Here is a 24,019-nt window from a genome sequence, read left to right on the forward strand (position 1 = left end):
GAATGCACGGCAGATCGAATGATATCGATCCACCGCATAACCTAAAAACTCCCAAGCTTTTTCTGCTTTCTTATCTCTCCAATCCTGATAGGGATAATCAGGATTTCCTATCGACGGGTAGTAGAGCGGGTTGTCCGGTCTGCCGTTCTCGCGGAATGGCTTGATTTCTTCGGAGATAAGAAAGAAAAAAAATTTGTGAAGTCGAGGTGCCCCCCTACTTCACTTCCGCAATGTTTACAAGAAACGTTTCTAAATTCGCCTTCATATCCTAACTTTCTTTCGCTGACTAACATCTCTTCGATGTTAGCCTGATCTTTAAGATATTTTTTGGAGAAATTCTCCTGATTGTTTCGCTTCAGAATATTCAACTCTCGTTCGGAGAGACCTACCACTTCTACGATTTCCGCATCCCAGGTGGCACATAACATATTGGCTTCTGTCTGTGCCGCCCAGGAATCCTTGGAGAGACGAATCATCTGCCCTATGGACAAAATTTCTCTCACAAGTTTCGTGTAGGTCCCTCCTGTAATGTGACTTTGTAAGGGTTTGATTTCGATAGGGACGGGAAGTTCCGTCATCCATCGAAATTCGGAAGGATCATTCAAGTAATGTTCATCGATGAGTCCTTTTTCCGCAAGTTGCTGCCAACTCTCCTTCACGGGAGTGTATTTCTCGTGATTCGTGGTGGAGCAAACCGAGCAGAAAAAATGTTCTTCAAACGTATGATACTTTTCTCCGGTAAAAAGTTTGGATGCTTCTTCACAGATCTTCCAACCGTCTTTCCCTTTGATCTCTTTGTAATCTTCCGGTTCGAGAGAATAACTTTTGCCTTCCTGAGTGTAGAGGGTTTTTACACTCCCCTCTACTACTTTCAACATGTAACCTGCACCGGACTTATCCATCCCATCCATAATGGAAAGAATTCCTCCGCTGATCGGTTCCACCTCAGCATGGTTATACCAAATACCTTCTCGAACTAAACCGCAATACAATCGAAACATTAAGCTACTTCCTTCACTGCCTCTGGAGTTAAGATAAACGTGTGTGTGTCTTCTGCCTTCGACTTACGGTCGTAAGCATTCTTTTTTCCTCTATGGCATCCGCAGTTGGAAAGCAGATAAGTCAATTGAGGAACCCCTTGGGAATCCCTGAAGGTGAGAAACACATCTTTCGGTTTTCCTTTTGCGAATTCGTTTAGAAGATCGTAATCTCTTCTTTCCGTTTTGTTCTTCATGAGAACGGTTGCAGTGATCTCACCTACGTCGAAAATTTGGTCACCGATTTTGTACTTTCGGTCTCCGTCGACGACGTCGATCCTGCCCTCTTCTCCTTCCGATACTTCACTGATATTTTGTACATACACAGTGTCCGCATCGATCTTAAGTTCCGCATTCCAGGACTGAGCCCTTGCGAATAATTGTAAGTCAATTGTGTGTTTCATTGTTTATCCCTTTACCATTGTTACTGGAGCCGAAGCCAAAGACAGAATTGGTTCCTCGATCGGAGGAGGTGCAATGAATTGAACGAAGTTGTTTTCAATACCGTTCGCAATGTCTGCGAGAGTGTTGACTGTAAAATCATTCACAATTTGAACCACATCCTGAAATTCAGTTGGAGTTCCGTCTTCTCTTTGTCCTTGGAAGAACTCACCAGCATCATATTTTTTGATCATGTAAGACCAAATCGCATTGTAATGATCTTCTTGAGCTCTTACACCTGCTTTATCTTGTTCGATGGAACGGAGATAATCCAAAATGGAGACTTTGTAAAGAAGCCATTGCATGATTTGGTTTTGGAACTGATACCCTGTGTCCGTAGACCAAGTTCTTGCGGAGTTGATTGTAATCCCCTTCCCTTGTCTGTAACGAGCGATGTTGATTCGATATTTACGGATGAGGCGATCTCCTTTTCCGTTCACATCGTCATGAATGAGCCCGTTGGAATCGAGTAGTCTGTCGGAAGTTACCAACGCATCTCTGTTTCCTGCCGCTACTTTAGAAGCGCCATACACAGAATAGTTGTTAAACCAATGTGCCGCCGCATGACCTACAGGAGGGATTTGGATTTTTCCGCCGTCTTTTGTAGGATCATCTGTTTCGAACCACTTATCGATCGGAAGCATACCGAATTTGATAGGCTCGGAACAAATACCGCCCAGGTTTTTCAAAACGTCTTCCGTAGCACCGTTGGATGCTTGACCGAAATAAAGCGCTTTGTAACCACTGGTGGTGAAAGTTGCCATATTGTTGTTATGCGTAGGAGACGAACTTTCAGGAGCCAGAAGGATCTGAATATGTTCGTCGGCAAGACCCGCAACAAGGCTGTTCCAGCTTGCATCGTTCGCAGCTGTTCCGTTGGATCCACCTGTCAAAGGAGTCCAAGAAGCAAGCGCAGCAGGTCTCGCATTCGCACCTGTAGTGGAATTCGCATCATTCAATGTCAAAATTCCGTAGAAGGAACCCGATACCGCATTGTTCACAAGAGGGATCATTCCTTTTGTGGAAGATTTTACGTACGGAATGTCCAAGTAGGATTCTTGTTGTTGGTACGAACCGTAATCATCCTTAACAGCAATGAAAAGGTTCCAATCGCATCTGGAGACAGTTGTCAAAGCCGCTGTATAATCGTTGGTTAAAGCTGCAAAAGTGATTTTTTTCGTTACCGCATCGATCGCAGTGATGAACGCATACTCGGTATTTGTTCCATCTGCGAACTTCACTTGGTAACCCACTTCCAGGTTATTGATTTGATCCAGATAAGCGACAGTAGGCGCTTCATCAGTATCGGCAGTCAGTTTGAAAGTGACTGATTCGGATTGAGAAATCTTAATCGCGATATCATTTCCACCTGCAGACTTATCCACTTCACCTTTTGCTCCGGCTTTAAAGTCGAAAACTTTAGTTGTCGCTCCGTCATTGATAGCATATCCGGCTTGTACCGCATCGTTTGCCACATGCATGAGGATTTTGGATTCTACAGTCACACCTGGTCTCAAGTGTTGGTAGAGTGCTCTCAAAACCAGCCAAGCATTGCTTGATGTGGTTGCATTCCCGCATACCTTTCTTACATCATCCATGGAGTAAAGACCCGTTTGTACGGATGCCAATCCACGTTTGAATTTCCCAACGATGCCTAACTTAAAAACGTCAGCATCGACCACTATACCCTGCCCTTTGGCAGGAACTCTTTTTGCTTGCGCACCGTAACCCATTATTGAGCCACCTCATTATTAGAATCAGATGTTTCGGTTCGCACCGTAAATTCGCCTTCTTGAGGACTTTCTTCAGTGACAGATTCTTCCTTAATTATAGTTAGCTGATTCTTCAATCTTTCGATTTCGAAATCATAAACTTCTGTTTCGGGAAGTTCTACAGTCTCCGTGGGAAGGAGGGAAAGACTCTCCCCTTCTATTCGATGAATTTGTTGAATCGAATTCGTGATGTTGGTTATCTTCATACTGCCTCGCTGTCGATATCGATATGAATGGTTTCTATTTCTCTTTTCGTGGATAAGGTGATCGGTTGCGGTTCAACAGAATAAAAATAGGATTTGCGAGGAAGACTTCCTACTTCCTCAGGTTGAAAATCGGATACAGGAATCACACTTTGTCTTAATTCCAAAACTTCTCCATCCAAAAGAATGGAGAAAGTTTCCCCATAAGCATTCTCAAACTGACGGCACAAAGACATTAACTTCCGTTTGGAAGATGATTCAATGTATACGACCAGATTCAAAACACCTAAGAATCGTTTGAGTTTTCCTCCCGTGGAGCTGACCCCCTTCATAGGAATCACAACATCTTCCTTAATGGAATCGTTTCCCGAAATGAAGATCCCGCAAACAGGATCCGCTTCCGTCACATCGGACTCTTCTGTAATCACCGGGCAAAATGCGGTCACGATCGTCGTATCCTTGTCATAAGAATTGACAAGAGGGCTTGTAAGAGTTCCGGATTCCAATTCCAATTGAACCTCTTCACTCAAAGGTCCGTCTATCAGCCTCAGCATCGTAAGATCTCGAATATAGTCATTGGGCTCTAAAGAAAGGGAAGAGGATCCGGACGTTGCATCTAATGTTAGTTCAGTGGAAACATTGTAATCAAGAACAACCTTATTTTGGATCGCTTCTACTACATCGAAATCCATCGTTTCATAGGTGACTTTTCGACAACCGATTAGGTCGACAAATAGAACCGTAGATCCGATCAGACTCGTAAATTTGATCGTGGAAATGTCATCTTCCCAACCTTGGCAGTTGATGAGAACGTGCTGCCATCCGGACTTTGCCCGAGAGAAAGAATATTCGTTTCCGTTGATCTCTACTTTAAAAATTTCCTGACGCGAAAGAGTCGGTTTGATATAAACCTGCAAAGACACTTCTTCGTAATTTTCCAAATCGATCGGAGTGAAAGTGGACAAAGCCCAAGCTCCCGCTTCCGAAAAGACGATCTTTTGGGAAGATCCATCGATCGATTCGTCCGAATTTTCCGTTACGACCGCATTCACACCGCTAGTCGTCCATATTTGATTTTCAAATTCTTTAAACATAAATTTCCCGGATAAAGATATCTTTCGGATACTGATTTTGTAGGGCTTTAAACCCGAAGAACGCGAATAGAAAGGATTCATCCACAATGGATGGACTGCTTGTAGGTTTGATGGTGAGTTCCAGTGCTCCTTCTCCCTTCTGAAAAGAGCTGAGACAATTTTTATTGTCCAAATACATAAGCAGGGTTTGAGATAAAGCAGAGATGGCGGAGCAGAGAATATTTTTGCCCTTTTCTCCGTGTTCGGAAGGTGCATGCCCTTTCAGGCTCAAACCGATATAATTCGGTTTGTTTTTTTGATAGGAAATGGGTTTTAAAACCGCGATCTCAATCATGTAACTTCCCTTAAATCGAAGATGATTTACTCATATCGGAGAGTTACCGAAGAGACCCTTTTTTAGAAAAAGAATCTGAAAAATAGTATTACATAAGAAAAATCAAATGTCAATCATTTACTTATCAAACGTATAGCAACTTTCGTTTCTTTCATTGATCAGTATTTTCGATTCCTTTTACTGAGATATCTGCAAAACAATATTCTACCGCTTCTTTTGCAGAGAATTCTTGTTTCATTTCTTTTAACTTAACAACCGTTTTATAAAAACCGTCCTCTTCTTTTAAAAGAGAAGAACTTTTACTTTTAAATTCGTTCACTCTTTCTTCCGCATCGTTTCGCATAAAAAACAACATAGCTTCTAAGATATCTTTTTCGATTTTCGTTTCTCGATAAAGATCAGCAAGTCGATGAACTTCTTTTTCAAATCCTTTCGCCTTCTCCGTAAGATCCGACTCGAATATCTCTTTTTCCGCAAGAATCGCTTTCAATTCTTTAACTTTACTTTCCGCTTTCGCACGAACTTCTCTTGTGACAACCTTACGTATCCCTGAATTCAAATGACCGATCACTACTTTCATATCGATCTCTTCAGAGCCTGTTTTGATTTTCAAAGGGATTTGAAAAACTTTCTGCGTTTCCGGATCTTTCCATTCGAATACTTCCACAGGAAGCACTTCACTAGAACCGAACAATTGTAAGTTTAATTCATCTTCTACGAACATACTCATATTCCCTTCATACAAATTTCCTACTTCAACCTTAAAGGCCAAACGACCTTTCCATTCTCTTCCGAAACAATAAAAGAACCTTTTACATGTTTGGCTTTGGAAATCGCCTTTAACACGTTTAAAATGCCGGCTTCGACTAAGCCTTTTTCCGTTTGAATCGAATACATTTTTACTCCCTCTTTTCCTGATTTTTTCGTTTAGATCATTTCCATGTTTTTTTCCGCATAAAGAAACAATCGATCTAAGATCTCGATCGATTCGTTTAAAGTAAGTTCCCCTTGTCGAAACCAAATCACATTCGAAGCATCCCTGTTGATTCTCGCCCAAAACAATTTAGTAGGTTTCATTGCTAAAAAGAAATGCGGATTCAGAGACAAAGTCATCTGAACTGCATAGAGCACGAAAGACATTCGATTCGGAGTGATTCCATTTTTTCTACACTTACCTTTGAATCGGTATCTGCCGCAGGCCATTTCGATTTCTGTTTCCAATACATCATTCATCATCGTGCTCCATTCCTTTCAGATACAGACCGCTCTAGAGCTCTGCCAAGAGAGCCAAATTTGGGAAATTCGACCGGGAAGTTCAGAAGAATGTTTGGATTCTCGAATGGATTGATATGTGGAATCGGAAACCTTTCCCCTACTCCAATCCTGAAATTCTTTCCAGACATCCTGTTCCGGACTCTCTATTTTTTGTTTTAAAAAAACTTCCTTTGTGGGATCAACTGCAACCATACGCAACTTAGTTGGCTTAGATTCCTTTACGGAAAGAGGAAGCACATCTTCAGGTCGGGAACGCATATAAGTCATAGGTTTGTTTCTTCCTTTTCGATAAGCGGAAATCCATCCTGATTTTCTCAATTCCTTCAAAGCATATTCAACCTGGTGTTTGGTCCATTGGGGTTCGCTCAATGGAGTGAATTCGTTTGCGATTTGCACAATGGTTTCGATCCTTCCGGTCCATTCCGAATTACCGCCTATCTTAAAATAAATGATATTCAGAAGGTACAGTCTTCTAGGATTTCTGATATGGAGAGGTGCATCTAGGGGCATTTTACCGAAAAAATCAGTCATGCGACTCACCTTTCAGAAACGGATAAGAAACATTGGATACGTTATGAGAAGGCACTCTTAATCTCTTTTTATCCTTAAAAAAGAAACACAGACGAACGAATAAATAAATTCCCAAAACACTGATTGCTAAGTATATAATATGAAACGGGTTCATTTCCTCAGAATCTCCTATCTTTGTTAGTTGCCTTTCCGCTATTTCCGAAAACATGCATTCCTCTTGATTGATTTTAAAATAAACCTGGGACAATCCCAGGGACCGCAGATATCGATTTTTATTTACGAGGATCCGGATAGATTCGATCCAAATAGATTCCATGTTCTTCAAACCAAAGGGCTACCTTAGGAGAATGGGAACGATTGTGGATGAACTTTCCTACCAAAGAGCGATCGACTGAGGACTCTTCCGCAATCGAATCTGGGCTATGTCCCAAACTGGCTAGAACTCTCAGTATCTTTTTCGAATCGTCCGGAAAAGGCCGAAGAGGAGACAAAATCATGATTTCATGAATTTTGGATTGTGTCTCTTGTGTGATCATTATCTTTACCTTATCTCTCTAATGAGAGGAATATCTAAAGGAGCCTATACGTAACTTATGTTTAGTAAACAAAAATTTTATCCGTTACGGATTTTTTTCTGATATGGCTCCCGTAGATAGAATCGGAGAAATTTTTTCTCATTTAAAAAACGAGGGTTGGACGCAAGCGCAAGTTGCTCAGGAAATCGGGAAGAGCCAACAAACAATCAGCCGTTATATTTCGGGAGAAATAACAATTACTGAATCGATTGCCATCTTATTGGAAGAAAAATTCGGCTATAGAAAGGAATGGATTTTATCCGGCGAACTTCCTAAAAAGAAAGATAAAAACTCGATCCTGAAAGAAGTGTCTCGAATCTCTTGGAACGGAAGAAGTCTGGAAAAAATTCCAGAGATCCGAGATATGCTGCCTAAAATCTTAAAATTAAAAAAAGAAGATTATCATTCTTTATTGAAATTGATAAAACAATTTTTGAAAGAAAAATAATCTTTATCCTTCGACAAGCCCCTTCTCTCCACAATGCCTTTCCTTTGTAAGGTGGATTTCTTCGAGCAGATTTCCTATATTTTTTCTGATCAGGGAATCTTCTCTTTTAAATTGATCCTCCATGATGACTCGATTCACCTGCTGAATGGTGCGCACACTCACTTTGTATTTGGATTCCAAGGCTCTAAAATTCATCCCTGAATAATAGTCCTGAATGATCTCACCCCAATTTAATTTATGAACTACTTTATTCATATCCCTTCCTCACAGTCACGAACAGTCGTCTATTATTTGTTTTGCGGATTTTTGTCGGGAACTTTCTGATTCATTTTCCCTTCAGGAACTTCGATTAAATCCATATCATCCAGATCTTGGTTGAACATATCGGATACCGCCAAAGAAACCAGAACTGCCGCCACCAATGCCCTTTTCTGAGCGATCTTCAAAACAGTATTCCAAGTGTCCGCTAAATCGGAATTTTCGATCTTTCCGCCGGTGTAACGAACCCAATGCCACTCCCCTCCGATATTTCTCATACCGAAACCTTTCCTGCGATATTCCGCTTTTTTCTCTTTCGAATCTTGTGGGATGGGTTCGCCAGTGAGCTCGAAAGTGCTTCCTCTGTATCTGTGTCTGGATTCCATTGTGGAACATGATCCACTAACGGATGCAAGTAGCTCTTCCGATTCCAAAGAATAAATGGAACAAGTAGAAAGAACTTCTCTATGACCGTTTCCCAAGTCTCGGATTTGATCCTGAATTTTCGGACAAAGTCTGAAAGTGAAACACAAGTTCTCAGCACCAGGTTTCAGCAATGTAGGTTTATTTGTTCCGGGGATATTTCCATAATGTTCCCCTTCCCGCAAAACTTCCTTCATGAGCTTTTGGATGATCTGCCGATTCTTGGTGATCGTAAGAACTCTTTCTTCCGCAGAAAGCTGCATGAATGAATTGTGATTATTTTTTTCTTGGACTGCGATCATACGTTTGCCTCTGATTCATTTGTTTTCTAAAAATTGCCAATTTATATTCGGGTAGATCCACAGTGATTCGTTCCAAAATCGTTTTCGCGGACCTATTCGGATCGGGATACTCTCGATCCAAATAAATCCCTTTTCTTTCAAACCAAAGAGCCACCTTGGGAGAATGGGATTTTCTATGAATGAATTTGCCTACGATGGAAGAATCAACCCTAGCTTCCGAAGCGATTGAATCCAGGCTGTAGCCGAATGTCCGTAAGATTCTGAAGATTTTTTCAGGCTCATCCGGAAAAGGACGAATCGGTGCCATGGTAAATATTTCATCGTATTGCGGTTTAATTTCAGTAGCTAACATCGAATCGATCACTCCCCTACTTCTTGAAAATGTTTCACTATCTTGTCGGAATAATGAGTCAGTGATTTTTCCGGATGAGTTCCGTAAAGAACCGTCTCTTCCATCAAAGCGAGTAAAACGGATTCCACCCACTCCCTTTCTTTCCACTGCTCATTTGTTAACATAACAAATACATAGTCCCACAGGGGTAGGACAAAATACTATACAAAAATTAAGTAATATGTGACATAAGTAAAATTCCCCTGTTTTTTTATTAAAATGAGGTTTAAACATTCCGAATGCGATTCGGACAATTCGTTTTGTACAATGTTCTGAAATTAGTTCTTATAAGTGACGGAAGAACCCATGTCTTTTTCAAACACAGACAAGGAAACAACTATGGTTTTTTCCGAAACAGTCTCGGACTTAAAAAGAGCATTTTCTATTTTCGAGGCGGAAAATGCCGGAGGATTTTCAGTTACACGAAATTTTATTTCCTTTTCGCCCATTTTTTTGAATTTTTTAAAACAAGATTGGCAACAAAGAAAAGGATTTCCAACCTACCTATATATGAAAATCTTCACGATTGCTTCTCTCAAAGGCGGTGTTGGAAAAACGACTCTGACTGTTTTTTTAGCGCAAGCTCTCCAATCGATTTCTCCCAAATCGAAGATCTTACTTATAGATCTGGATCATAACAATAATCTCACCGATTATTTTTTGAGAGAAGAAGATGTTCATACGATTGAAAGTCATTCCGTTGCAAAAGCCTTTCAAGGAATCTCTCCTCTTTCAGAACTTCCTATTCGTTCCGAAAAATTCAATTTAGACTGCATACCCACGACTCCGAAATTATCGAAAGTTTCTCTTTCCGTTGCTTGGGATGCGGGGCTTCAATCTCGATTTAGAAAACAAATTCGATCTTTATCTTACGACTACATTCTAATCGATACTCCTCCGGCACTTTGTTTGGAATTGAATATTGGTATCTTTGCTGCGGATCTGGTGCTAACGCCGATCGGTTTTTCCAGATGGAACATTCAAGGTTACGAAGAGATCAAAGAAGTTTTTGAACTCGCAAATGAAACTTTGGATAAAAAAGAAAAAATAAAACTTCTTCCTATAAGAACCATGGTATCCGAAAAAAAAGCTGATGCAATGGACGATATCGGAATCCATTTCGCAAAAACATTCATTCCTAAATCCGATTCCATCGCAGGTGCAGTCGATCTAGGAAAACCTCTTTCTGAAAAAAATGCACAAATATTTGAAACCTTAGCTAAGGAGATTCGATAGATGGGAAACAGATTAAGTTCTCTTACCGGGTCCAGACCGGGAGCTTCCAAAGTAGAGAAAGACAATTCTCTTTCCGTAGATAGAAGTGCACTTCGAATTATAGAGCTCCACGATTCAGTGATCGGAGGAATGAGAAACGTCCTCCAAAACAGCATTCTGATAGGAGAAGAACTTTCTAAAAAGAAACAAGAACTCGGTCACGGGAATTGGATTCCTTGGATAGAAGGCAATCTGCCGTTTTCAGAAAGATCCGCACGAAATTACATCCGATTGTTTGAAAATAAAGAAGTTTTAAATCGGCAACCGATTGCCGATTTGAAATCGGCGATTAAATTCCTTTCAGATTCATCCGGAGACGAAAAAGAAATCAATCCTTCAAAAAATCCGACCGCTTTGTATAAAGAATTCAGAGAAGGCAAAAGCCTGACCAAAAACGAGCGTTTATTATTACGAGAATGGTTGAATGATAAAGCGGAATCACTCAAAAGCAAAGCAAGTGAACTGGAAAAAGAAGCCAAGAAGCTTAAATAATCTTCTCGTACATTTGCCGAAATACAGTCACGGGCAAATACCATAAATGCCCGAAAAAAATTATTCCGGAAAAGAAAAAAAGTTGTACTCAAAACGAAAGGGTTTCATAATGTTTATTAATCCATTGTCTGGATCGTTTCAGCAAAGCCTGGGTTGGGTGTGGAAGCCCTCCCAGAGCAACCTCCTTTAGCTCAAGTCCAAATAACAAAATTATGTCTCTTTTTCTTCTTGACAGAAGATCCACCTTCGTTATTCTTTGTATCGTTCGGATAGACATGCCCGGACCGGCGCTTCCACATTGCCGTTATCGAAACGATCTGGAATCTAAATTGTTCCAGTAGAAACACAACTAGAAGTTCGGAAGAACTTTTTATATCTCTCTTTTCTTTGGCCGAAGGCTTATTTTCACACTAAGCTTTTACAGAGAGTAGGGGAGTGGCTAAAATTTTAGATTGTATGCTCTGGCCAGAGGCATGTCCGGACAATCTGCAAAGGAACAAAAATGAGAACCGGAATTTGGATCCCTCTATGGATTGAAAATTTAAAACTAACAAACAGCCAGAAAAAACTTTTAGCTGAGATCGTCTCCCTTCATCAAAGAGGAAAATGTTTTGCTTCGAATCAATATTTCTCAGAAGTGCTCGGACTAAAGCCGGATACCATTTCCGGAATGATTTCATTTTTGAAAAAGAAAGGATTCATTCGACAAACAGGCTTTGACGGAAGAAAAAGATATCTCGAACCAGCATCGGATTCCAGTCCGACTCAAAAACAAATGCAACAGACTGAAATGAGACCCTCTATCCCGAAAAAATCGGAGCCAGCATCGGATTTCAATAGGTCTCCTTTTAATAGTACATTAGAGACTATATACAAGAGTACATCTGAGCTTAATCTTTTTGAAGATAAAATCAAAAGTTTCTCTCAAGAGACCAAACAAAAATTACTCCAACTGTTTGAGAGTAGGGGAGCGGATAGTCGGATCTTCGAATCCGATGATCGAATTTTCAAAATTTGGACCCGGATTATGCTGAGCAGTGGTATGTATTGCAAGACTTAAAAATGCTAAATTTTACTTGCGTGTCTCCGAAAAGTATATTTTATTATACTTACTGGAGGAGAGATGTATAAAAACCATAGTTTGATGCTTCAGGATCTCGCTGCTTATTCTTCGCCGAAAGCGAAACTAAGTAAAATGATCCGAGCTAAGGAAGTTTTACATGTGAAGAGAGGAATCTTTCTTGATCCGGAAGATCATACATATTCTCTCTACAGTCTCGCTTCCGTAATTTATGGTCCTTCTTATATTTCTTTTGAATCTGCGCTTACGCATTACGGAATGATTCCGGAACGGGTTTATTCGATCACATCCGCAACGTATAATAAAAATAAGAATAAAACCTTTCACACTCCTATCGGAGATTTTTATTACTATTATCTTCCTAAAGAGGTTTATCCTTTTGGAATTTTGAGAAAAGAGGAATCGGGACAGGGGTATTTGATCGCTACGCCGGAAAAAGCCTTATTGGATTTGATTTATAAAACGAATGATTTGAATCATCCTGAAGAACTGTCTTCTTTTCTTTTGGAAGATAAAAGAATTCCCGAAGAAAAACTATTCGGCTTGGATGTGAGTTTGATTTTATTTTTAGCCCCGTTTTATAAGAAAAAACAATGTCTGCTTCTGGAAAAGGTAGTAGGGGGGAATCATGGATAGCGCTATTGAAAGTATGCTGCAAAGATATTCCTGTAAGACGGTGGATGATTATAAAAATGCTCTGAAAGAGATTACTCAAGAAATTGCATTATTGGGTTTATACAGAGGGGGGTTCTTTCATCATGCTGCATTTTATGGAGGAACAGCTTTGCGGATCTTCTATCAATTGGATCGTTTTTCAGAAGACTTAGATTTCAGCCTTGTCAAAAAAAATAAAAACTTCCGACTGCAAGACTACATTCGTTCCTTAGAGGATGAACTCGGATCTTACGGATTGGAAATGTCTGTTGAGGAGAAAAATAAGAAAAACGAAAGCCAAATTAAGTCTGCTTTTATCAAAGGCGGAACGGAAATTCATCTGCTTAAAATCAATGCGATTCGTTCCTTAAATTTAGGAATCAATGCAAACGAACAAATTCGTATCAAATTGGAAATAGACGTAGATCCTCCCAAAAAAGCCGAATATGAAACGAAGTATCTTTTGGAACCGATCCCTTTTCCCGTTCCTTTGTTTTCGAAGCCTTCTTTATTTGCGGGAAAAATCCATGCAGTGCTTTGTAGGGATTGGAAAACCAGAGTGAAAGGAAGGGACTTTTACGATTATGTTTGGTATTTGACTCAAAGGACTCCCGTTCATTTGGAACATTTGAAAGCAAGGATGATACAATCGGGTCATTTAGGCGCCAAAGAGAAGTTAACTTTAGAGTCGTTAAAGGGCTTATTGAGGGAAAGATTCAGATCCGTTTCTTTCGAACAGGCAAAAAAAGACGTTCTTCCTTTTATCAAAAACCCTGCGGTACTTGCTCACTGGTCTTCTGACTTTTTCATTAAGATCACTGACGATTACTTAAAAGAAGGAGAGTAGTTACAGTCTATGGTTCTTTGTAAAACATGTATTGAGACAGAAGTGTAAAGGATGTATGAGTGTGCCACCTAATTATAATTATGCGACATAATCCTGATTATGGGAAGTAACAGACTGCATCACGTAATAATCTACTCCAAACACTGATCGTTGCATTCCATATAAATCTAATCATCAAACACAAGCGGAGCTTCCCAGCGCTAGCGATCGAAGCGGAAATAAAACGAAACGTATTTCACGCTCTCGGTCGCGAAACCTCCTGTTTCGACTCCGGAGCTTCGGCATCCTTGCTTTCGCCACCATGAGAGATACGTTTCGGTCCTTAAGAAAAACTGTTTCGTTTATTGCAGCGGAGAGCGCGGTCGCAGGTCTAGAACGGAATTCTTAGATTTCGAAAGGATGCGAAGCGCCCTTATTTTTATAAGCGAAAATTTACTTGAGCCTTAAGGGTAAATCTTGATTTTATTCCTTCATGATAGAAAGCCGCATCAAAATTTCGGATCATCAGATTCGAATCAAATCTACGGATTTAGAACCTCATCCTTGGAATTTTGAAAGAACTCCGGAAACGACGGAAGAAAAAGAAGAATGGATCCACTTTAAGGCGTCTGTTTGGAGAGACGGTGTTTGGGCAGACAAGCCGATTTTAATTTCCAAAGAGAAAAACAATTTCGGTAAATATTATATTTTACGCGGTCGCAGACGTTGGAAAGCGATTGTGGAAGGAATCAAAAAAGGGAAAGTCGATTCCGGTTATAAAATACCTGCTGTTCATTTGCTTTCAGATTCCTCTACTCTACACGAGGCAATTTACGGGGACAATGACACTCCTCTGAAATATAAACCTAAAGATAGGTATCGCATAATCAAAGAAAGATGGGGGGTCGATGCGATCTTGGAGGTGAACGCGGGGGGATCTCGTAAGGGCAAAGTTATCGTAAAGCGTTCGCTTGCAGATGTGATTCATGAAGCGATTCCTAGTTGGTCCAAACATACGATCAATCATGATCTATTGAATCTTAGAAAGATATTGAAAGGGGAATTGGACGGGAAAAAATACCCGGATCTTTCTGCGGAAAAGATCGAATCATTGAATCGCCAAGTTTTGAGTTGGTGGGAAAGAAAAAGGAAAGTACTTCGATTAGAAGAAGAGTTGGAAGAAGTGAAGCAAGGATATAAAGAAAAGATCAATGAAATCTCATCGGAAATTTCCTTATTTTCTAAAGGTTTTCCGATCGCCGGCGGTCCGGAACGATACATCCAGGCGCATATCAATTCCAAGCGACAAGAGTTTCATTCCCTCAAAGAAATCAAAGGCTTGAAGGAATATCTCAAAAAGAAGGAAAAAACTTAAGTTTATGCGTATCAAAATCGAAATTGCGATTTTGTTTTGCCTCATTCCAATAAAGAGAGCAGACGATTTACGAACGAGTTCATATATGCTTTTGTTGCGGGTTGATTCAAGTATATATTTACGTCTTCGAACATGGCTTGCACTTGACTTTCCGATGCATCGTCCATTTCGTCCGAATTGAAAACGGCAGGAGTTCCGAAGGAGTAAAAATTTTCTAACTCTTGTTCATTGACGAGATAAGCCCCTACTCTTCGTGCTGATTTTTCCGGACGCAGCAATAGTTCTCTTGGTAAAATTCCGTTAGAGACCAATTGGACGGATCCCCAGTGTTTTGCCTTTTTTCCGGATAACTTTCTGGATTTTTGTCCGGTAGATATGCTCCCAATGAGCATATCGGATGTTTTTGATATTTTGAAAAGTTCTACGATCGCATGTAGAGACGGATCGTTGGCGCCTGACGTTCCTCCGTCGACAAGGAACATCTCTTTGTCCTTATAATGAATTTCATGTATAGGAAGAAATGTATCTGCAGAACAGGAGGATACAACCGCTTCCCAAACGGCGAGATTCGCGAATTCGTTTTTCCAAGATTTAAAATGAAGTGTATCGCTTGCTTCGAAATCGACTGCCACGATCATTAGTTTTCCATTTTCGTTTAATTCTGATAATGTGATGGTTCCTAATGTTTCTCGTAAAAGATCGATTAAGGGTTCGGATGAATATTTCGGTGAGCTGAATCCTTGCGCGGAGAAAATACCTCTTGAAATGTATTTATTCCAAAACCTTTTCAACGTTCCCGGGAAGATAGACCTTCCGTGTTTTAAGTAGAGAGAAAGGATTTCTTCGGGACGAAGGTCTTTCCTAAGAGCGGCTGCTACGATCGATCCTGTGGATGTTCCGGAAATCAAATCAAACAACTTGTGAAATGGAAAATAGTTGGGACTTTCGTTTTCAAATTGAAACTCGGGAAATCGTTTGCGGAGCGATTCTAGAAACATCTTTTCCAACTCGATTAGAATTTTTAGGCTTGTGATCGCAAGAAACCCTCCTCCTGCAAAATTAAGTGAGGTTAGGGGGCGATTATTTTGGGATTTGATCTTGAGTGTTTTCATTTTTTCTTCTTTTTCTCCGGAATGGAAATTAGGTTCATGACTTCTTTCCTGGCGATCTCTTCCAAGAGTTCGTAGGAAAAAAAACTATTTGCTCCCTGCAAGTCGTTGTATTTTGTATCGTACTTACCTCTTGGATCATGAATTGTGATTCCGTTGGAGCATTGTGCTACAGCCATCACGATGTGACCCATAGGAGAAGTTGCTTTCGGATTGAATGCTTTTCGAACATCTATGGAGAAAATCACAGGTGCCTTTTCGTTCTTTATGTGTTTGATTAGATCCGTAACGGAGAACTTGACTTGGGTGGCTTTCGCTTTGTCGCCAAACAATGAATTGAATAGTTTATTGTGATAGGATGAGGTTGTGATATCGATGTCTCTGATCACGAACTCTTCCAGGTTGGAATAATATTCTTTTTCGGTCCAACTGTCGTAACTATCCGTTCCTAAGACGTGCCCTGCCCATTTGACAGCAGTAAGATAGGTCGTTCCCATGCATGTATTTGAACGATTCATCAATCGGTTGAGGATTTTAACCGCAATATTATCCGTTTGCGGATCGTACCAGGGAAGGGGGGAAATGGAGGTTAAGGAACTTCTATCAGGATACTTTTTCATTTGCATGTGACTCCTTTGAATTCCAATCCTTTTAGATGACCGTTGATCGAAGAGAATAGGAATTCGAATTGCTGATGGGTTGCTACTGCGGTTGAGGATATGAATTTCAGGAACAAATCGATCAAGTCGATTTTTGTTCTATGAGATGTGCTGATCTTTTCGATATAATCAAGTAGGATCACATTGAATAGATTTGTAGATTTGAGATATTTTTCAATCACCACTTCCGGAACAGATTCTTCTCGAAATGATTTTCTGGCTTCTGTAAGGGATGAGGTTACGCACTTTACCATTTCCTTTTTCAGTTGTAGATAATTTTTTGCCTGTTTCGAAGAGATTAGAAATAGATTCAGATTTTCTTTATAAGACTCCCAAGCGATGCGAACCATCGTCTTCATGAGTATGTCTCTGAATTCGTCTTCTAAGTGGATTGAATAGAGATCTACCGAAACAAGTTTTTCTATGGTTCCGAATACGGGGTGGTCTGAAAATTCGTATTCCCCTTCCCTATGCAGAAAGTCGGCAGTGCTGATTTTATTGAATTTTGCACCGCCGATTTCCACATTCCTTGTTCGTAGAAATTTTGAGAGTAAAAACAGAGCGAGCCATGATGTGACAATGGATGCTGCAACAACCACCCATTGCATTGATGGCGATAAAGTTGTAAACCAGTGAGGTGACATTTAATTACTATCGATTCCTTTTCTTATCTTGAACTGTGTTAATACTGAATCGCATAATAAACTCCTAGAGACTTCCCTCTTGTTTCTAGGCCTGTTCTGGGCGTTCCGTTGGTTCCATCCGTAATCGGATCTAAAATCGTGATTGTAGGCTCACCGATCAGTTGTGCTCCATAGTCAGTTCCTCCTAATCCTGACGCTACGCTATAGATACTGCCAGACGTTGTTATTGAGTGTCTATGCCCTTGAAATTGATCGTCAGATCTTTGTCCTGCAAGAATGGAAGCATTGGAAGTGTAACCGTTGCTTGTTCCTATCCCTCTAGGAACAACCCCTCTTAAATCAGGAACGTTGAAAGTGGTAGATCCGTTTCCATTTCCGAAATAATAGATTTCATAAGAATGAGTTCCTGATTGTGAGCCAGATGTTGTGGTTCTTCCCGTAGTGGAAGTTATATTCATTGCGTTGGATAAGGTATCGTAAAGATGATAGTTGTTCGCTGATCCCGTATAACGAAGATAGTAAACTGTTCCGGAAGTGATGCCTGTGGGTAAAGATCCAGTGGAAGAGAACTGTATCGTATTCCCGGTCGTAGGAGTGCTATCGTTTTGAGTTGCAGACAAGGTTACAACGGCGGGGTTTGCGATTGTGATCGTCGCTGTTCCAGATTCCTTCGGCATAACTGCAAATAGATCCGAATAAGCTAACCTAGAATAAGCCCCCCCACTGCATGGCAGGAAACCTGCTCTATTCCCATTGACGACAGAGATAATGTCTCCCGGTTTATTTCCGGTGGACACCTTCCAATCTCTGGATCTGTTATATTGATCGGAAAAAGTAGTGCCATTCATTTTGAATGAGCCCCATTTAATCATCGTATTACCAGGATTAGAATCAAGAAACAAACTATCGGAATTTTCTTTTCCTTGGTACGAATCTAAAACTTGGTAATAGTAATTGCTTCCGTCAAAGTGTTGTCTTTCTGCTGAATTCAATTCTGTTTTGTAATTGCCTACCACCCAGATCTGCCTATCGTCGCTCCATCCGCTGGGTAAAGAAACATTCGTGAGAGAAGGGATCGTAATGACACGGAAATTTCCTTCTTCGTCTTTTCCGATAGCCGCCCCTTCCGAGATATTGATTCTAGAACCCCCTGCGTTTGTCACCAAACCGCCGTAAAGAATTTGGAAGTTTTGTTCCGGATGATCGGATATAAGTTTAATGATTTCACAGATTTTGGCATTCCAATAATTTTTATCATTATTGTAATCGGAGATTAAAAAGTAGTCTGTAGCTGCATCCGGACTCGCACCTGGAACTTGACCGTCTTCGGTAGTATTTGTAAAGGGTACTGTCGTCATAAACCTTGCCTTAACCCATCCACTTTTCGAAAGTCATTGGTTCGGATAAATGCCAATCATCCTTTTTCGTATAGTCTCTCAAATAACGTCTGTATTCTTGGTACTTTTCCTTTATGGATGATTCCATTGGATGGTCAGGCAGAAGGTATTTATCTGTTTCCGATAGAAATGCATTTCGAATATTTCGAATTATGGATTTTCTATGTTCGGATTTTGCTTCTTCGTCAATTTCCCAAGTATTTGTGAATTTTTGAAAATGTTCATTTTCTAAGGGCTGTAACGCAGTGTAATTCCCATCGAGCTCTTCTCCTTGCATGAAATATCTAACGGCACGGCTTTTTCGATGATAGTAAGGCTTTCCGGAATAATCCGGTTTGACGATCCAGTGACTGCCATCGTGGAACAAACATTCATTGATTTCAATGTCAGGCGGTGGTTCTAAAAATTTAGCGCCATTCGGTAATACGAAATTTCCCGGTTCTTTCGGCGATTCGATTGCATCCACTCTTCCTATAAAGACTCCGTTTAAATCGAATTGATAAGCTGGCTTAGTATTTGATTGCATAATATACTCCTAATGATTTTCCTCTTGTTTCCGTGCCTGTCCTGGGTGTTCCGTTGGTTCCGTCTGCAGTCGGATCTGTTACCCTAAATAAGTCGCTTACATTGCTAAAAGTTCCATTATGCACTGCAGATGAATCTCCAAACCATACATTTGGAGGAGGAGTTCCTGCTCCAGTATTTGCTTTCTGTGGCTGATGCCAATGCCCTTGGAATTGATCGTCAGATCTTTGTCCTGCAAGAATGGAAGCATTAGAGGTGTAACCGTTGCTTGTTCCTATCCCTCTAGGAACAACCCCTCTTAAATCAGGAACGTTGAAAGTGGTAGATCCGTTTCCATTTCCGAAATAATAAATTTCATAAGAATGAGTTCCCGATTGTGAGCCAGATGTTGTGGTCCTTCCCGTAGTGGAATCTGTATTCATTGCGTTGGATAAGGTATCGTAAAGATGATAGTTGTTCCCAGAGCCCGTATAACGAAGATAATAAACGGTTCCGGAAGTGATACCGGTGGGTAAAGATCCGGTAGAAGAGAACTGTATCGTGCTGCCGGTTGTAGGAGTGCTATCGTTTTGAGTTGCGGACAAGGTGACAACGGCGGGGTTTGCGATTGTGATCGTCGTTGTTCCCGATTCCTTCGGCATTGTTGTAAATAAATTCGCATATAGTGTTCGGGAATAAGCTCCCCCGTTGCATGCTAAGAACCCCGCTCTATTCCCGTTCACAACTGAAATGATATCACCCGGTTGCAATAAGCTGTTTTCGATCTGATCTTTGAGAGAAGAAATCCATACAGTGGATCGATCATATTGATCCGTGAAGGCGGTTCCATTCATTTTAAAGGAACCCCATTTGACCATGGATGCATCTAAGTCATCAGCATGAACGAAAAGATCATCTGTGTTTCCGTCTCCTAAATAGGAATCTAAGAGCTGGAATTGATACTCAGTTCCGTTGAAGTGCTGTCTAGTTGCGGAATGAAGTTTTGTTTTATATTTCCCAACGACCCAAATTTGCTCATTGTCATTCCATCCGGAAGGTATGGATACGTTTGAAAGAGATGGAATAGTAATGATACGGAAATTGCCATCGTCATCTTTTCCGATGGCGGCTCCTTCTGAAATATTGATCTTACCGGAACCAGCATCGGAAACAATACCCCCAAAGATGATTTGAAAATCTTCTAGCGGACTGCCTGACATATACTTAATGGCTTCGCAAATCTTTGCATTCCAATAGTTCTTGTCATTGTTATAGTCAGTGACTAGGAAATAATCTGTAGTCGCATCTGGATTCACTCCAGGCACTTGACCATCTTCTGTTGTATTTGTGAAAGGTATTGTATTCATGAATTTCCTCTTTTGTCTTATGGAGTTTCGATGATTCTTACGACTAAATTCTTGTTTGTAGCTTGGGCTATCTTGGTTGCTTCATTGGAATATGCATGCAATCGACGAGCTTTATAATCTTCAAATTGTTCCTCTTCGTTCATTTTCTTCCATCGAGTGGGAACAGGTTTCCCTTTCTTGCGCAAAATCACTTCATTCTGATCGTCTACGATTGAATCGAGAGAAAGAATTTCCTCATATATATGATTTTCGTAAACTAATGTCTTTGATTCTTCAGGGATTTCGGGAATCAGGATCTCTCCATTTTCGTCTTTTTGGGAAGGAGAGTAAGATTGAGTGATCTCTAATATTTTAATTTTCATATTATAATCCCCCGCACCATTTGTATTTGTGACCTGATACTGCAGGACCGTGAGTGACTTTGCGTGTAAGCGGCGTTCCATTCGTTCCGTCAGTGGCTGGAGAGCCTATTTCTCCGTTTGCCTCGTTTTTATCAAAAATAGTGGCTCCTGTATAGTTATTTGAGCCGTACATGCGGTTTAACGCCCCTCCAGTGGAATTATTACAATAATATGTGTTATGCCAATGGCCTTGCATAAAGCCTCTCGTTCTTAGTCCGAGGATAAAATATCCATCTGGGTCATTCGCAGCGATTGTAGTCATGCCAGAAACTTCGAATTCTCTTGCGGTTGTGGAAGAACCAGCAATACGATGAGGATAAAAAATCGCTGTTTGTGAACCGCTTGCAGGAGAACCGGAAACGGTCACTATCCTAGTCACTAGATTGATATTGGTGATAGAATAATCCGTTCCGTTGATGTTGACAGTTCTCCAATTTGTATAGGTTCCATGGATGGTTTCGTCTTCCGCAAGAGCGGTTAGTATAGCGATGGAAGAAATTGAATTTGGAAATGTAATATTACTCCCGGATACAGTTACAGACCATGAACTCACTTCGCCGGATTCTCCAGAAAGGTATTCTAGCTTCTGATTTCGTAAGTGTTCTATAAATGCGCTAGGATAAGTCGGTGAAGAGATGACTTCCTCTACATCTATGGAAGACAAACGAATGGCAGGAAAGTAAGATCTGGGACTCTCAGGATCAAACGAAAAATTGATTGGTTTTTTATGGTCGAGATCGAATAATTCACCGATTTGTTTGGAGTAATCAATTGCTTCCTTTCTATTTGAATCTGTTGAATTGATTTTCCATTCAGAACTTCTTCCCGTGAGAGGCGTGAAACTGCTTCCGTCCATTTGGAACGATCCCCAAACCACTGCGGTGTCGGATGGATCTGATTCTACGAAGAGATCATTTGTATTCTGTTCTCCAGTGTAAGAGTCAAGTAGTTGGTAAATATATTCTGTTCCGTTGAAATGTTGTCTTGAGGCGGAACCTAATTTTGCGGAAAATTTTCCTATGACCCATATTTGTCTGTCGTCGTTCCAGTCGTTAGGAAGGGATATATTTGTTAATTGGGGAATTTGTATGATCCGAAAATTTCCATCCTCATCTTTCCCGAAAGCAGCACCTTCAGAGATATCTATTTTTCCATCTCCGGAATCGGAAACAATACCTCCATAGAGAATTTGAAAGTTCTCCGAAGGACTAGAGGAAATTAATTTCAAAGCATCAATGATCTTTGAATGCAGATAGTTTTTATCCTGATTGTAATCTGTGACTAGAAAGTAATCTGTTGTTGCATCTGGATTTACTCCGGGTACCTGCCCGTCCCTGGTTGTGTTTGTGAAAGGTGTTGTGTTCATTTTATATCATCCTCTGTATATTTCTGAAAAGTTTATTCTTTGTATGAGCTACTCTATTATTCGAACCAAAATGGTTTTACCGGTTTCTGACCTCATCTTTTCTGCTTCCACTTCATAGGCGTTTTTGCGAAGTATAAGAAACTCGTTGATCTTTTCTTCTTTTGAAAGTTTCTCCCATTTAGTAGAATTTGGGGATTTTCCCACTTCGTTGCCTTGATCATCCATTTCTATCTGCCAAGTGATGATTTCGTTTTTTTCCTTCGGAATCACTTCAATACAAATATTTTCCTCATAAAGCAGATTTGAAATTTCTGCAGTTGCTTCTTTTGTCATTTCACCTAACTCGTTGAATTCCGCAGGAATCTCTGTCTGTATCATTTCTAACATTTGTAGTTTTTTCATTTTAATTGGCTCCTACCCATTTATATAACATTCCAGAGACGGCGGGTGAATGGGTTGTTTTTCTGGTTCGAGGAGTGCCGTTCGTACCATCGGAGATAGGGTCTAGTACATTTAAATCGGCAAATAATCCAATAATATCGTTTCCAAAAGCAGCTATTCTGGGATCGGTTGAACCGCTACTAGTTGCAGACTGAAATCGATGTCGATGCCCTTGCATAAACCCTCTTGTTCTCAGGCCTGATATAAAATATCCATCAGGGTCATTTCCGGAAATAATTGTTTTCCCGGACACTTCGAACTCTCTTGCAGTCGTAGAAGAACCAGGCACTGCATGCGGATAGAACTCTGCAGTCTGCGTCCCTGTTGCTGGCGTTCCTGTAACAGTAACCACTCTAGTGACAAGATTGATATTTGTTATTGCGTAGTTTGTCCCTGCGATAGTAACGGTGCGCCAGTTTGAATACGATCCACCGTGAACAACAACATCTTCCGCCAATGCTGCAAGAATGGCGTTTGCGGAAACATTATTAGGGAATGTAATGTTGCTACCGGATACAGTAACAGACCATGAACTGACTTCACCAGACTTGCCTGTCAAGTAAGATAGTTTAACGGATAATAGCTGATTTATCAATGGCGACGGGTTTGCACCATTTAAATTACGATATATGTCTATTGTTGATAGGCATATTGCAGGGAAGTACGTTCTTGGAGTAGATGGGTTAAAAACAAAATTTTCAGTAACTAGCCCATCAATAGAAAAAATCTCGCCCGGCTGTTTGCTATAATCTATTGATCGCTTGAGTGAGGCAGAATTGGTGACCCACTCGGAAGACCTTTCTTTAAGGTCTGTATATGTTGTTCCATTCATCTTGAATGATCCAAGTAATAGTTCATTCCCAGATGGATTCGAAGAAGTAAAAATCAGATCAATATTGTCGTTACCTACATACGAATCTAGATTTTGATAAATATATGTCGTTCCGTTAAAGTGCTGACGACTAGCAGATGCTGAGGTCTCCTTATACTTCAAGACAACCCATAGTTGGGTGTCATTCACGTAACCTGACGGCATCGAGATATTTGTAAGAGATGGGATTGACACTAATCTGGGGCGTCCGCTTAGGTCTCTCCCGATACCGGCTCCCTCAGAAATATTAATTCTCCCAGAGCCTGCATCAGAGACTTCTCCTCCGTACAAAATCTGCAATGCGTTTGAAGTCTCATAGGACATCATTTGAACTATTTCGACCATCTTTGATTGAAGGTAGCTTTTATCTTGATTATAGTCTGTGATTAGAAAATAATCCGTGGTTGCATCTGGATTCACTTCTGGAACTTGTCCGTCACCTGTCGTGTTTGTGAATGGTATTGTACTCATAT

33 protein-coding genes are annotated in these 24,019 nt (G+C 40.5%); 7 read left to right on the forward strand and 26 right to left on the reverse strand.

The annotated features are described in order from the left end of the window. Nucleotides 1-107: 107 nt before the first annotated feature. The 12 genes from EHS15_RS01750 to EHS15_RS01800 all read right to left on the reverse strand — a co-directional run bounded on the left by EHS15_RS01750 (nt 108) and on the right by EHS15_RS01800 (nt 7,223). Nucleotides 108-1,001, reverse strand: a complete 894-nt coding sequence (locus tag EHS15_RS01750) for a hypothetical protein (RefSeq protein ID WP_135758820.1) — start codon at nt 999-1,001, stop codon at nt 108-110. Continuing rightward, the gene (locus EHS15_RS01755; RefSeq protein ID WP_135758821.1) at nt 1,001-1,441 is read right to left on the reverse strand and encodes a hypothetical protein; all 441 of its coding nucleotides are present in this window, start codon (nt 1,439-1,441) and stop codon (nt 1,001-1,003) included. The genes EHS15_RS01750 and EHS15_RS01755 overlap by 1 nt, the downstream gene beginning before the upstream one ends. Before the next feature lie 3 nt (nt 1,442-1,444). Beyond that, the gene (locus EHS15_RS01760) at nt 1,445-3,211 is read right to left on the reverse strand and encodes a hypothetical protein (RefSeq protein WP_135758822.1); all 1,767 of its coding nucleotides are present in this window, start codon (nt 3,209-3,211) and stop codon (nt 1,445-1,447) included. After that, nucleotides 3,211-3,456, reverse strand: coding sequence for a hypothetical protein (locus tag EHS15_RS01765; RefSeq protein WP_135758823.1), 246 nt, complete (start codon nt 3,454-3,456; stop codon nt 3,211-3,213). Before EHS15_RS01765 ends, EHS15_RS01760 begins: the two co-directional genes overlap by 1 nt. Then, complete coding sequence (locus EHS15_RS01770) at nt 3,453-4,547, reverse strand: hypothetical protein (RefSeq protein WP_135758824.1); 1,095 nt, start codon at nt 4,545-4,547, stop codon at nt 3,453-3,455. The genes EHS15_RS01765 and EHS15_RS01770 overlap by 4 nt, the downstream gene beginning before the upstream one ends. Further along, nucleotides 4,540-4,881 carry a ribosomal-processing cysteine protease Prp gene (locus tag EHS15_RS01775; RefSeq protein WP_135758825.1) on the reverse strand — a complete coding sequence of 114 codons (342 nt, stop codon included), beginning with the start codon at nt 4,879-4,881 and terminating at the stop codon, nt 4,540-4,542. The genes EHS15_RS01770 and EHS15_RS01775 overlap by 8 nt, the downstream gene beginning before the upstream one ends. A gap of 151 nt (nt 4,882-5,032) precedes the next feature. Beyond that, nucleotides 5,033-5,605 (reverse strand): hypothetical protein, encoded by a 573-nt coding sequence (locus EHS15_RS01780; RefSeq protein ID WP_135758826.1) that lies wholly within the window; start codon nt 5,603-5,605, stop codon nt 5,033-5,035. A gap of 26 nt (nt 5,606-5,631) precedes the next feature. After that, nucleotides 5,632-5,778 (reverse strand): hypothetical protein, encoded by a 147-nt coding sequence (locus tag EHS15_RS19020; protein WP_167884129.1) that lies wholly within the window; start codon nt 5,776-5,778, stop codon nt 5,632-5,634. Nucleotides 5,779-5,808: 30 nt separating this feature from the next. Further along, nucleotides 5,809-6,117: a hypothetical protein gene (locus EHS15_RS01785; RefSeq protein WP_135758827.1), complete on the reverse strand. Its 309-nt coding sequence runs from the start codon at nt 6,115-6,117 to the stop codon at nt 5,809-5,811. Nucleotides 6,118-6,132: 15 nt separating this feature from the next. Beyond that, nucleotides 6,133-6,687, reverse strand: a complete 555-nt coding sequence (locus EHS15_RS01790) for a hypothetical protein (RefSeq protein ID WP_135758828.1) — start codon at nt 6,685-6,687, stop codon at nt 6,133-6,135. Continuing rightward, entirely contained in the window at nt 6,680-6,895 is a 216-nt protein-coding gene (locus EHS15_RS01795; protein ID WP_135758829.1) for a hypothetical protein, read from the reverse strand. The genes EHS15_RS01790 and EHS15_RS01795 overlap by 8 nt, the downstream gene beginning before the upstream one ends. A 64-nt stretch (nt 6,896-6,959) precedes the next feature. Next, complete coding sequence (locus EHS15_RS01800; protein WP_135758830.1) at nt 6,960-7,223, reverse strand: hypothetical protein; 264 nt, start codon at nt 7,221-7,223, stop codon at nt 6,960-6,962. Nucleotides 7,224-7,326: 103 nt separating this feature from the next. Between EHS15_RS01800 and EHS15_RS01805 the strand changes: the two genes are divergently transcribed. After that, nucleotides 7,327-7,710, forward strand: a complete 384-nt coding sequence (locus tag EHS15_RS01805; RefSeq protein ID WP_135758831.1) for a helix-turn-helix domain-containing protein — start codon at nt 7,327-7,329, stop codon at nt 7,708-7,710. Between the two features lie 3 nt (nt 7,711-7,713). On the opposite strand, the gene EHS15_RS01810 is transcribed toward EHS15_RS01805, so the two are convergent. From EHS15_RS01810 to EHS15_RS19025, 4 genes are read right to left on the reverse strand one after another with little or no spacing between them, the layout of a single operon-like run. Beyond that, nucleotides 7,714-7,965: a hypothetical protein gene (locus EHS15_RS01810; protein WP_135758832.1), complete on the reverse strand. Its 252-nt coding sequence runs from the start codon at nt 7,963-7,965 to the stop codon at nt 7,714-7,716. 32 nt (nt 7,966-7,997) lie between these two features. After that, nucleotides 7,998-8,693 (reverse strand): hypothetical protein, encoded by a 696-nt coding sequence (locus tag EHS15_RS01815; RefSeq protein ID WP_135758833.1) that lies wholly within the window; start codon nt 8,691-8,693, stop codon nt 7,998-8,000. Further along, entirely contained in the window at nt 8,668-9,045 is a 378-nt protein-coding gene (locus EHS15_RS01820) for a hypothetical protein (protein ID WP_167884130.1), read from the reverse strand. Before EHS15_RS01820 ends, EHS15_RS01815 begins: the two co-directional genes overlap by 26 nt. A gap of 8 nt (nt 9,046-9,053) precedes the next feature. Continuing rightward, nucleotides 9,054-9,209 carry a hypothetical protein gene (locus tag EHS15_RS19025; RefSeq protein WP_167884131.1) on the reverse strand — a complete coding sequence of 52 codons (156 nt, stop codon included), beginning with the start codon at nt 9,207-9,209 and terminating at the stop codon, nt 9,054-9,056. 181 nt (nt 9,210-9,390) lie between these two features. On the opposite strand from EHS15_RS19025, the gene EHS15_RS01825 reads away from it, so the two are divergent. The 6 genes from EHS15_RS01825 to EHS15_RS01850 all read left to right on the forward strand — a co-directional run bounded on the left by EHS15_RS01825 (nt 9,391) and on the right by EHS15_RS01850 (nt 14,787). Continuing rightward, nucleotides 9,391-10,320 carry a ParA family protein gene (locus tag EHS15_RS01825; protein ID WP_135758835.1) on the forward strand — a complete coding sequence of 310 codons (930 nt, stop codon included), beginning with the start codon at nt 9,391-9,393 and terminating at the stop codon, nt 10,318-10,320. After that, nucleotides 10,321-10,851 (forward strand): DUF3102 domain-containing protein, encoded by a 531-nt coding sequence (locus EHS15_RS01830; protein ID WP_135758836.1) that lies wholly within the window; start codon nt 10,321-10,323, stop codon nt 10,849-10,851. 502 nt (nt 10,852-11,353) lie between these two features. Beyond that, nucleotides 11,354-11,911 (forward strand): helix-turn-helix domain-containing protein, encoded by a 558-nt coding sequence (locus EHS15_RS01835; RefSeq protein ID WP_135758837.1) that lies wholly within the window; start codon nt 11,354-11,356, stop codon nt 11,909-11,911. Between the two features lie 63 nt (nt 11,912-11,974). Next, nucleotides 11,975-12,568 (forward strand): type IV toxin-antitoxin system AbiEi family antitoxin domain-containing protein, encoded by a 594-nt coding sequence (locus EHS15_RS01840; protein ID WP_135758838.1) that lies wholly within the window; start codon nt 11,975-11,977, stop codon nt 12,566-12,568. Continuing rightward, complete coding sequence (locus EHS15_RS01845) at nt 12,561-13,433, forward strand: nucleotidyl transferase AbiEii/AbiGii toxin family protein (RefSeq protein ID WP_135758839.1); 873 nt, start codon at nt 12,561-12,563, stop codon at nt 13,431-13,433. The genes EHS15_RS01840 and EHS15_RS01845 overlap by 8 nt, the downstream gene beginning before the upstream one ends. Nucleotides 13,434-13,905: 472 nt before the next feature. Next, the gene (locus tag EHS15_RS01850; protein WP_135758840.1) at nt 13,906-14,787 is read left to right on the forward strand and encodes a hypothetical protein; all 882 of its coding nucleotides are present in this window, start codon (nt 13,906-13,908) and stop codon (nt 14,785-14,787) included. A 41-nt stretch (nt 14,788-14,828) separates the two neighbouring features. Here the strand turns inward: EHS15_RS01850 and EHS15_RS01855 are convergent, their stop codons facing one another. Genes EHS15_RS01855 through EHS15_RS01900 form a run of 10 tightly spaced genes read right to left on the reverse strand, consistent with a single transcriptional unit; the run spans nt 14,829 to nt 24,017 of the window. After that, nucleotides 14,829-15,899 (reverse strand): patatin-like phospholipase family protein, encoded by a 1,071-nt coding sequence (locus tag EHS15_RS01855; RefSeq protein WP_135758841.1) that lies wholly within the window; start codon nt 15,897-15,899, stop codon nt 14,829-14,831. Then, the gene (locus EHS15_RS01860) at nt 15,896-16,516 is read right to left on the reverse strand and encodes a C39 family peptidase (RefSeq protein WP_167884132.1); all 621 of its coding nucleotides are present in this window, start codon (nt 16,514-16,516) and stop codon (nt 15,896-15,898) included. The genes EHS15_RS01855 and EHS15_RS01860 overlap by 4 nt, the downstream gene beginning before the upstream one ends. Further along, a complete protein-coding gene (locus tag EHS15_RS01865; RefSeq protein ID WP_135758843.1) occupies nt 16,513-17,199 on the reverse strand; it encodes a hypothetical protein in 687 nt (228 codons plus the stop codon). The genes EHS15_RS01860 and EHS15_RS01865 overlap by 4 nt, the downstream gene beginning before the upstream one ends. A gap of 38 nt (nt 17,200-17,237) precedes the next feature. Then, nucleotides 17,238-18,557, reverse strand: coding sequence for a phage tail protein (locus EHS15_RS01870; RefSeq protein ID WP_135758844.1), 1,320 nt, complete (start codon nt 18,555-18,557; stop codon nt 17,238-17,240). A 10-nt stretch (nt 18,558-18,567) separates the two neighbouring features. Continuing rightward, a complete protein-coding gene (locus tag EHS15_RS01875; RefSeq protein ID WP_135758845.1) occupies nt 18,568-19,122 on the reverse strand; it encodes a phage tail assembly chaperone in 555 nt (184 codons plus the stop codon). Continuing rightward, nucleotides 19,106-20,467, reverse strand: coding sequence for a phage tail protein (locus EHS15_RS01880; protein WP_135758846.1), 1,362 nt, complete (start codon nt 20,465-20,467; stop codon nt 19,106-19,108). Before EHS15_RS01880 ends, EHS15_RS01875 begins: the two co-directional genes overlap by 17 nt. A 17-nt stretch (nt 20,468-20,484) precedes the next feature. Further along, a complete protein-coding gene (locus EHS15_RS01885) occupies nt 20,485-20,829 on the reverse strand; it encodes a hypothetical protein (RefSeq protein WP_135758847.1) in 345 nt (114 codons plus the stop codon). A 1-nt stretch (nt 20,830) separates the two neighbouring features. After that, nucleotides 20,831-22,234, reverse strand: a complete 1,404-nt coding sequence (locus tag EHS15_RS01890; RefSeq protein ID WP_135758848.1) for a hypothetical protein — start codon at nt 22,232-22,234, stop codon at nt 20,831-20,833. 48 nt (nt 22,235-22,282) lie between these two features. Beyond that, nucleotides 22,283-22,636: a hypothetical protein gene (locus EHS15_RS01895; RefSeq protein ID WP_135758849.1), complete on the reverse strand. Its 354-nt coding sequence runs from the start codon at nt 22,634-22,636 to the stop codon at nt 22,283-22,285. A 1-nt stretch (nt 22,637) separates the two neighbouring features. Continuing rightward, entirely contained in the window at nt 22,638-24,017 is a 1,380-nt protein-coding gene (locus EHS15_RS01900) for a hypothetical protein (protein ID WP_135758850.1), read from the reverse strand. Nucleotides 24,018-24,019: the final 2 nt, after the last annotated feature.

The organism is Leptospira idonii (genome assembly GCF_004770995.1).
GTDB classification, from domain to species: domain Bacteria; phylum Spirochaetota; class Leptospiria; order Leptospirales; family Leptospiraceae; genus Leptospira_A; species Leptospira_A idonii.